The following is an 8,864-nucleotide window of genomic DNA, read 5'->3' on the forward strand; positions in this document are numbered from 1 at the left end:
AGGCTAAGGCGATTTCACCAAGATATACATCCCAGCCTGCAATGGTATAAAGATAGCCGATTTGCAAGGGGGAACCGGGTAAAATATAACGTGAAACCATTGCCAATGCAGTAGAGTTAAGAGGAATTAATGACCAGTAGGCCAAAACAATGAACCAACCGCATATAAAGGCATGTTTTTTACCAAAAGCGGTATCGGCATACACGAATTCTCCGCCGGAGAGTGGAAATTTACGAATCATATAACCATAACTGATACAAATAATACACATGATAACTGCGCCTAGCATTAAACCTAAAATAGAACCAATGGGCCCCGCCTTAGGTAGAAAGGACGTTCCCGGCATTACGAAACATCCCCATCCAATGATTGCCCCTAAAGCCAATGACCAAATATCAATTTTACGCAAATCCTTTTTAAATGCACCTTCTTGCTGTTGGTTTTTTGACATATACCTAACCTCCCTAAATGTAATAAATTGTATTGCGTATAAATACTACAAATAATTGCTTTTACGGTGACTTTTAAAGTGAAAATGAAGCCGCATGCGAATTCGAGAATCAGGTTGCCAGACAATGGTTTTTGAGAAAGAGGCTTGATTTTACCTTGCTTTTCAAATTAACCTTTATCAGGACGCATTTATAGAAGTTCACTATAATGTATCCGCGAATATACATTATATTATCAAATGTTAATAATAATATATAAAAATTTCAGTTGTACATTTGATTTTTTGGTGATATTCCATAACTTAATTATAATATAGTCCATTCAGTAAAGGTATAGTCAATCTTTTTTTTAAGTATAAATATGCTTCTTTTCTTTTTTTTTAGAAAAAAGTATCCAGTAGGAAGAGTGTTTTTGAAACTGCAAATTATAATATTGTAAAAGATATTTTACAGTTTTTTGCAGAAATACATTCGAAATCATTCCCATTTATTCATTTCGATATAGTTTTATCGTGTTTTTGCACAAAAATATCTTATTTAAATTGGTAAATTTAATACTCCTAAATTTTTTTACTTAGGGTGAATTTTATTATTTTTTTCTTGGTTTTTCCACGGTATTTTATAGTTTTCCAATAGAAAATTGATAGAACATATAAAATTTAAGATTTTAAAATAAGAAAATCATCAGGAAAACTATTTGTGGGTATCCACAAGCGCTAAATAATTATCATTGAGGTTGTATTTTTAGAAGGATTTTAAGTAAATATTATTTTAAATGCTAACTTATAAAAGGAAATGGACCAACGCATTGGGCAATGGAATTGCCTTAATGAATTTTGTAAAGTTTTCAATGGGAGTTGTATTTATAAGGATGCCTTTATTTGGTTATTAGGGAATTAACAAAAAGCTGTTTCTATTGAACAACAGTCATGGGGTATTTAAGGGTAATGTTGGAATTAAAGTTCAAGGTTAAGCCCATGACCGGGTTAAAAAAAGTCCATGGAGTTTTCATTTGGTGTGTAGGAGCAACAAAAAAGACCACTGCGAATGATTTTCCGCTTTGGTCTTTTCTTTTACACTCGAAATATCAGTTTATAGGTATCATTACCTTTGTGATATGGTTTTCCTCATTATTTATATCAACAGGAGAAATAATGTATTCTTCCGAAATGGGACCGGCAACACTATATCCTTGTTGGTTTAGCCATTTTATTGCTTTGATATGTGTCTGTATTATCTCATCATTTCGCCCAATATGTAGTGCGGTAACAGCCTTGTAACCCCCAAACTGCTTAAACTCAGCCAGATCAGGGCGGAATTCATTAATTGGAATACAGATTTCCAAATCGCAGTCTGTTTTAAAAAATTGCTCCAAAGGATTGTTATGATAAGTTAAAATGACAGACCCAACCATTCTAAGTTTCTGTTGGGAAACCATTTCAAATAATTCAAACCATCGATCCACAGATACGTCACTGTTTTTATAATTCTTTTTAATACGCCTTGTAAATAATACGTTGCCAAGGGGAATATCCTCAACACGTATACCTTCCGTAGCCCAGTTGGATTGTTCGGTTTCGAGAATATTATGCCCTTTTTCCAGACGTTCAAGTAAAAGCTGACCCTCCGCATACTGGTTGTTAAGAGATTCTATTGCATTGCTGATTTCATACAATCTCTCTCGGATGCAAGCACCCATCGCCGATGCGTTCTTTTTGCAAACAATTTGACTGATATCTTTTAAGGGAATTCCCAAATGCTTTAGCTTACGAATAATGAATAAAGTCAAAATTTGATCCTGGGTATAATAGCGATAGTTGCTGTCACATTTTCGATACTCCGGAACCAATAGACCGATTTTATCATAATACCGTAATGTTTTGATGGGAACATTACAGAGTGTTGAGACTTTGCCGATCGAATAGTAATTTTTTCCATCGGACATATGATCGCCCCTCCTTGCATCTGTGTCATGATACATGCTGTCCCAATCAGTATACCACAACCCAAAAGAGGACTCAACCGAAAAAGAGGGTTCAGTATTTACTTTTTTTGTAGCCTTAGATGACATTTTTCTCTTCCAGTGATTTGATTTCTTCTGCGGAAAGGCCTAAAATTTCTGTGTAGACAGCAAAATTGTCTTCTCCCAGAATAGGGGCACCTTTCTGAGCTTTATCTTCTTCACCGTGAATCTTAATAGGGGAGCCGGGAATGCGGATTGTTTTATCCATACCAGGCTGATAAACATCCCAAAGCATATTTCTTTCTTTTGTTAAGGAATGCTCAGAAATCTCAGGGATCGTGAGAATTGGGCCAAAGGGAATGGAAAGGCCGCAGATGATTTCTTCCAGTTCTGCAACGGTCTTTGTTTGTGTCCATTCTTCAATGATAGGTTTTAAATCCTTTAAATAGTTATCGCAGCGATTCAAGTTTGTATTGAAACGAGGATCATCAATCAAGTCTTCTCTGCCCATTGCTTGGCATAGTCCCGCAAACATTTTGTTTGTGCCACAACCCATTACAAAATCCGAATCTTTTGCCCGGAAGGAGTCAAAAGGGGCAATGCTTGGATCTTGATTGCCTGCGCGATGGGGATGCTTGCCCGCAATGGTATATTCAACAACGAAGTTTTCCATTGTGGAGAATAAGGTATCTACCATTCCCACATCGATACGACGCCCAACACCGGTTTTTTCTCTTTCGTATAATGCCATTAATACACCCATGCACAAATATGCACCTGTATAGCTATCACCTACAGAAGGGCCAATTTTGCAGGGAGGACCGTCTGCAAACCCCGTTACACTCATCATTCCGCTCATTGCTTGGGCAACGATATCATAGCAGGGGCGGGAGGACAATTCACCTGTTAATCCGAAACCACTGATGGAGCCATAAATAATGCGGGGATTCAGTTCCTTTAATACCTCATAGGAAAAACCTAATTTCTCTAAAACACCAACCTTATAGTTTTCGCAAATCACATCAGCAGTTTTAACCAATCCAGCAAAAACTTTTTTTCCTTCTTCGGAGGCAAGATTTAGCGTGATTCCCTTTTTATTACGGTTAATGTAAGCATAGTAGCCACTGTAGTCATTTTCCATAGGTCCCCAACCTCTTGTTTGATCTCCACTGCCGGGGCGCTCAATTTTGATGACCTCAGCACCATGATCCGCAAGATTCATGGTGCAAAAGGGGCCACTGTAAGCCTGTGTTAAATCAAGTACACGAATACCTTCCAATGGTCTATTCATGATAATTCATCCTCTCTGTTTACAAGATTAACGTTTGTCTTACAAAAATCGTCAATTTTTGTGAAAAAGAAAGAGCGGATTGATAAATCCGCTCCTTCGAAAATGTCACCAAAAATTATTGAGGGTGCTTTGCATCCTTGAAGGAAGATTCCTGAGGACCTCTCTGATTATCTTTAGCAATGAAAAGGCTACCTGTTGCAGTACCACAAAGTACAGGAGGTTCACAAGCTGTAGCCCGTGTATCCTGAGGATTTGCGATATCTACCATCTGTGCAACTTTCCATGCTTCAAATTTACATGTATAGGACTGGTTGCCAACTTTTTCAATCCAGCCGTGGTATTCCATAAAATCACCAACATATACAGGAGCTGTGAATTCAATATCTTTGTAGCCCAAGAATAAGCTAATGTCACCATCTACATAAACCATTAATTCTGTACCTACGTCGCCCCACTGATTCACGATTCTAGCGCCGTTTACTAAATTACCAGTATAGTGAGCGTCTTTTGCGCTCATCATTAAATGATGTACAACTTTTTTACCTACCATTGAGAATTCCTCCTTTAATCTTTTAAAATGATTTGTTATTGAGTTCGTTAAGCGCTTTCCTTAACCTTGACTTTAGTTTAGCTGGTACAGCCAATGGAAAGTCAACAGGTTCTCAAAAAAAATTTTGAAGAATAAAAAAGCAAATCATGAAAAGAGTCTACTTAGGGGACGGTTTTTAACAGATTTATCAATCCTATAGAAATGGCTATTTTTCAGGGGTTTGGGGACTTATAAATGGTGAGTAAACTTTTTTACTTGGGAAATAGATGAAATTCAAGTGGAGAGTTTTTAAGGAAATAAATTGATATTTCTTTAGGGAAAAAATAGTAATTCTTCGTAGATATAGTTGCTTTTTGCTTTTTCATCATGGGCAATGAAAAAAGAAAGAATTGGTGTTAGCAGTGGTATGATTTTTCTGAGGGAATTCATATCCATTTATTTTGAAAACATTGAAAAGGAAAAAAGAAAGGGAGAGTTTTAGAGAATGCTTATTTATCAAATGCAATATCCCTCATTATCAGGCATAGAAATGAGGGATATTTTGAGTTCATACATATATAGAAAAACTTATTTTTTTGTTTCCAAAACCTCTTTAGGAATATCAAAATCTTTTGCGGAATCAAACTGGCTGCATGTCATGGTGATGGTTGCGTTTTCAACGGATAAACTGTTATCATTTTTTGTGCTATCTATACCCATTAATGCAAGGGTTTTATCCATGATTACCTGCATCAGCTTTGAAATGTCAGTTTTATATTGATAAACCAGACCATCTTCGCCAATCCATAGGGTAATGGGCAGACCACCAGTTTCATCATAAATTTTTTGCAGATCCTCTTTAGAGACGCCCATACTGGTGGCAGAGGAGAGAATACCAGAATCCTCTACGATTTTCTTCATTACTTCACCCTTAAGGGTACCTTCTACCTTTTGGGTTGAAACGTCGCCCAAAGTTTCTGATCCTTTGTTCAAGGGATTTTCTATAGCGGAGAGGTAACTTAATATATTGTTGTAGACTTCAAATTGACCAAGGTTTTCCTTGTCTCCTTGTGTGTAGAACCACCCGGTACCGGCATTGGTATATAAATCTATGGTATCATTGTTTTCTTGAAGGTACATTTCCATGATTGTATCCTTCGCAGCACTGCTGTCCATGTGTGATGCGGCCTCTACCTTCATTTTTAAAGGTTTTATGAAAGCAGTAATATCCGCCGTTGTTGCAGTGGCAACTTTCTCAGTGCCCATGGTCATATTTACGTCCATATTCATTTTAGCCTGCAGGCTGGTGATTTGGGACATCTTTGTCTGTGCTGTTTCGATCAAAGTCCCTGTATTTTGCTGTTTACTGCCGCAGCCGGATAAGGCAAGTAATAAGCTGAGGGCAAAAAGGAAATATTGCAGTCTATGTTTCATTCAAAAATCCTCCAATTCATTGTCTTATCAATGTATTGTAACCAAATTTTTAGTTTATTTTCCTTTTTGCATTTTTTGACCTCCGGTGCAATATGAAAGCAAAAAGCACTCATTGCATTTTGGCCGTCTGGCAATACAAATTTTCCTACCATGGGCGATGAGCTGAGTATTAATATCAATCCACTTATCTTCCGGAATTATTTTCATTAAATCAAATTCAATTTTAACAGGATCTTTATTTTGTGTGAGACCCAGTAGGTTGGAGAGACGCTTTACATGGGTATCAACCACGATGCTTGGGATACCATACCAATTTCCCCGCACCACGTTGGCGGTTTTTCGCCCGACCCCTGCTAAGGAGGTCAGAGCCTCTAAATCAGATGGGACCTGTCCATTGTATTCAGTCAATAACTTTTGGCAGCAAGCGATGATATTTTTGGCTTTATTATGGTAAAAACCTGTTGAGTGGATATCTTTTTCCAGCTGTATTAAATCCGCTTCTGCAAAATCCTTAATGGATTTATATTTTTGAAATAGATCCTTTGTTACAATATTCACCCGATCATCGGTACATTGTGCCGATAAAATAGTGGCCACAAGCAGTTGCCAAGGATTTTCATGATCCAAATAGCATTTTGTAGGACCATATTGCTCCCTTAATAACAGTAAAATTTGTTCTACCTTTTCTTTTTTTGTCATTTATATTTACTCCCTCCCGAAAGAAGGATATTTCCCGAAAATGCCGAAGATTTCCCGAGAAATATTTCCCTTTTTCTTTTATACTGTAAAACAAATAGTTTTGCCGTAGTTTTTTCAATGTTATCATTTTATGACTAGATAGTCCAGTTTCTTAAGCAGAATCCATTTTATAGTTCTTTTATATAGGATTTTACTACTATATCATACTATAAAGAACCTGAAAATACAAAAGTCCTAATTGAGCTTTGATTAGAACGTTATGGCATCATTGAGTTAAGGCATTAAAACCCTTAAGTGAAAATTAGAATTTTTGTTGCATATTTTTTTTGTAAAAAATACTTTCTAAACATAGGAACAAATTCTTAAAATTTACGTCATATATTAAAAATGGCGTAATTTCGGGGTTTTAGCCATAGATTGGAAGGGCTTTGTAGCCGCCATTTCCTTGCATCATATTATAAATTGTAGTATAATTTTGATAATAATAGACTAGCTTTGCTTATTGAAGGAGAAGAATATGGACGAAACCGTAATTGTGATAATGCTTAAAGATAATAATACGGGTTTTTTGGAAAAAGAGTTAGGAAGCTATTCTCTTTCGGAAAATGCAGGAATGATTTACAATATTTATGGAGAAGACACGGAGGACGGCAGAAGAGTAGTTTTACGTTTAACTTGTGACAGGGATGTTGAAGATTGGGAATATGATGCGATATTTGATTATTATGACACGGACGCTTTGGTTGGGGTTGCTACCCACATGAAGGAAGAAGACGGACAATTAAATCCAATATGGGTGGTTCAATTTCCCTATTCTGATGTATACGAAGAAATGGAAAACACAATTACAAATATATTGGATATTCATAAAAAAGAACTGCTTTCGGTTTACGATGCTATAGCGGACAAAAAGGATGATTATAGTGAAAAATAAAAAGTGGAAAAATGCCTTTATTTTGATAGGTGTTTTGCTTTTCTTATGTTGTGCTTGTGCATTGAGAAAAGTTGAGGTAGATACTTCCTCGCCGGGAGCGGAGCAGAATGACGTTAAGGATCCTATTGAAGTGCCTCCTGAAAAGGAGAATACAGATGATCCTTCTACAGAGCCGGAAAATCCCCCCGATAAGGAGGAAAATAACGTAAAAATTGAGCCGGAAAAGACACAGCCAGCTAGTACAAAACCTTTTTGGGTAAGTGAAACAACCAGATTGACAAATAACATTACTGCCATTGCTACAGCAGGACAGGCTGATTATAAGGCAAACGGTTCCCAAAAGGGCTGGATGAGTAAAAACGGTGAACTTTTCAATTATTACGAAGGGAAGTACATAACAACAGATACTTTGGTGTCGGATGGATATTTGGAGAGCGGACTAACAGCCTCTGCATATAAAATTTTGTTAATGAATGGTGCTGATTTAGCAGCGCTAGAGGGTACTTCTGTTCCATCTAGCAGTTTGGATTTTCAAGTTTTTGCTGCTGTGAAGCAATCGGGAAAATACATTGTTGCCTCTTCCGACGGAAAGGTTGGAACAATCAGTGAAGATAGTTTTCATAGCCTGTTGGCGAAATATAATCAAAATAACGGAAAGGTCTTAAGACTTTCCTCTGCATCTGAAGAGTACGAGCGGATACTGAATTATATCAGCCTTTTTGAAGGTCGCTTTGAAGAGTACTATGTACGGGAAATTCGTTTAGATGAAAGGTATGCGGTAGTTGTTTTTTCAAATCGGAAAAACACAGCGGATATTAAAGAATATATTCTTGAGAATGAGAATAATTTCTGGGAGGTTGTTTTGCCAAATGCCCAGACTGAATATTATCCCATAACATCTATCAACCGTTATCTGCCTAATTTTAATCTAGAGTTATTGCCAGCCTATACATTGGCCTCTTGGAGAGGAAATATTGTATCTGCCCAAGGTGGTGTTGAGGCGGCCCTATTTAGTGCTAAAGCAATTACAAGTTCCAGCGAAATTGCATATCAATGTGGCACCTCTGCTTGTGCTTATGCCATTTTAACCAATGGAAATCGCTATGCTTGCTATAGTGAAGATGGTAGATGGAAGGCAGAATTTGTGACATCCGATATTGCGGCGAAAAACTTCCTTTTGAAAAAAACAGGAATTAATTATGGGTTCTTAATTTTGGACGATTAATAGGAACAGGATGTGAATTTAATGGAGAAAGTTTTTTGGGATTGCCCAGACTTTTCTCTGTCACAAACCTTAGAATGCGGACAATGTTTCCGTTATGAAAAAAAAGAGGATGATCGCTATACTGTCATCTCCGGCCAAAAGGTGGTTACCCTTGGGCAGGTGGGTGACAGTATTATTTTTTATGGCGACAATGATATTCCTTTTTGGAAAGGTTTTTTTGATGGAGAAAGAAATTATAATGAGATTAAGCAGCGGCTTCAAGAGAATGACCCCGTTATGGCGGAAGCAATTTCTTTTGCCCCTGGTATTCGAATATTAAAACAAGAATTTTTTGAAATGC

The 8,864-nt window shown here is 37.0% G+C and carries 9 protein-coding genes; 3 read left to right on the forward strand and 6 right to left on the reverse strand.

Annotated elements, in window-relative coordinates; genetic code table 11:
• The 6 genes from RTK36_RS04895 to nth form a co-directional block, all read right to left on the reverse strand.
• Positions 1-451, reverse strand: a 451-nt coding sequence (locus RTK36_RS04895; RefSeq protein WP_312044887.1) for an amino acid permease, incomplete at its 3' end; no start/stop codon positions are given.
• A 1,085-nt stretch (positions 452-1,536) separates the two neighbouring features.
• A complete protein-coding gene (locus tag RTK36_RS04900; protein WP_256148012.1) occupies positions 1,537-2,394 on the reverse strand; it encodes a MerR family transcriptional regulator in 858 nt (285 codons plus the stop codon).
• Positions 2,395-2,509: 115 nt separating this feature from the next.
• The gene (locus RTK36_RS04905) at positions 2,510-3,703 is read right to left on the reverse strand and encodes a CaiB/BaiF CoA transferase family protein (protein WP_312044889.1); all 1,194 of its coding nucleotides are present in this window, start codon (positions 3,701-3,703) and stop codon (positions 2,510-2,512) included.
• A 115-nt stretch (positions 3,704-3,818) separates the two neighbouring features.
• Complete coding sequence (locus RTK36_RS04910; protein WP_312044891.1) at positions 3,819-4,253, reverse strand: hotdog fold domain-containing protein; 435 nt, start codon at positions 4,251-4,253, stop codon at positions 3,819-3,821.
• Positions 4,254-4,820: 567 nt separating this feature from the next.
• Positions 4,821-5,666 (reverse strand): hypothetical protein, encoded by an 846-nt coding sequence (locus RTK36_RS04915; protein WP_312044893.1) that lies wholly within the window; start codon positions 5,664-5,666, stop codon positions 4,821-4,823.
• 54 nt (positions 5,667-5,720) lie between these two features.
• Positions 5,721-6,365, reverse strand: a complete 645-nt coding sequence (nth, locus tag RTK36_RS04920) for an endonuclease III (protein WP_312044895.1) — start codon at positions 6,363-6,365, stop codon at positions 5,721-5,723.
• A gap of 517 nt (positions 6,366-6,882) precedes the next feature.
• Between nth and RTK36_RS04925 the strand changes: the two genes are divergently transcribed.
• The 3 genes from RTK36_RS04925 to RTK36_RS04935 all read left to right on the forward strand — a co-directional run.
• Positions 6,883-7,299 (forward strand): DUF6762 family protein, encoded by a 417-nt coding sequence (locus RTK36_RS04925; protein WP_312044897.1) that lies wholly within the window; start codon positions 6,883-6,885, stop codon positions 7,297-7,299.
• Positions 7,289-8,524: a hypothetical protein gene (locus RTK36_RS04930; protein WP_312044900.1), complete on the forward strand. Its 1,236-nt coding sequence runs from the start codon at positions 7,289-7,291 to the stop codon at positions 8,522-8,524. The genes RTK36_RS04925 and RTK36_RS04930 overlap by 11 nt, the downstream gene beginning before the upstream one ends.
• A gap of 21 nt (positions 8,525-8,545) precedes the next feature.
• Positions 8,546-8,864: DNA glycosylase (locus tag RTK36_RS04935; protein ID WP_312044902.1), on the forward strand; the 319-nt coding region annotated here is incomplete at its 3' end.

Origin of the sequence: Anaerotignum sp. (assembly GCF_031981185.1) — a bacterium.
GTDB lineage: Bacteria > Bacillota > Clostridia > Lachnospirales > Anaerotignaceae > Chakrabartyella.

Excerpts from the sequence above, each read along its gene's own strand:
- RTK36_RS04910 (WP_312044891.1), bottom strand. The coding sequence starts at position 4,253 with ATGGTAGGTAAAAAAGTTGTACATCATTTAATGATGAGCGCAAAAGAC.
- RTK36_RS04915 (WP_312044893.1), bottom strand. The coding sequence starts at position 5,666 with ATGAAACATAGACTGCAATATTTCCTTTTTGCCCTCAGCTTATTACTT.
- RTK36_RS04925 (WP_312044897.1), top strand. The coding sequence starts at position 6,883 with ATGGACGAAACCGTAATTGTGATAATGCTTAAAGATAATAATACGGGT.
- RTK36_RS04905 (WP_312044889.1), bottom strand. The coding sequence starts at position 3,703 with ATGAATAGACCATTGGAAGGTATTCGTGTACTTGATTTAACACAGGCT.
- RTK36_RS04900 (WP_256148012.1), bottom strand. The coding sequence starts at position 2,394 with ATGTCCGATGGAAAAAATTACTATTCGATCGGCAAAGTCTCAACACTC.
- nth (WP_312044895.1), bottom strand. The coding sequence starts at position 6,365 with ATGACAAAAAAAGAAAAGGTAGAACAAATTTTACTGTTATTAAGGGAG.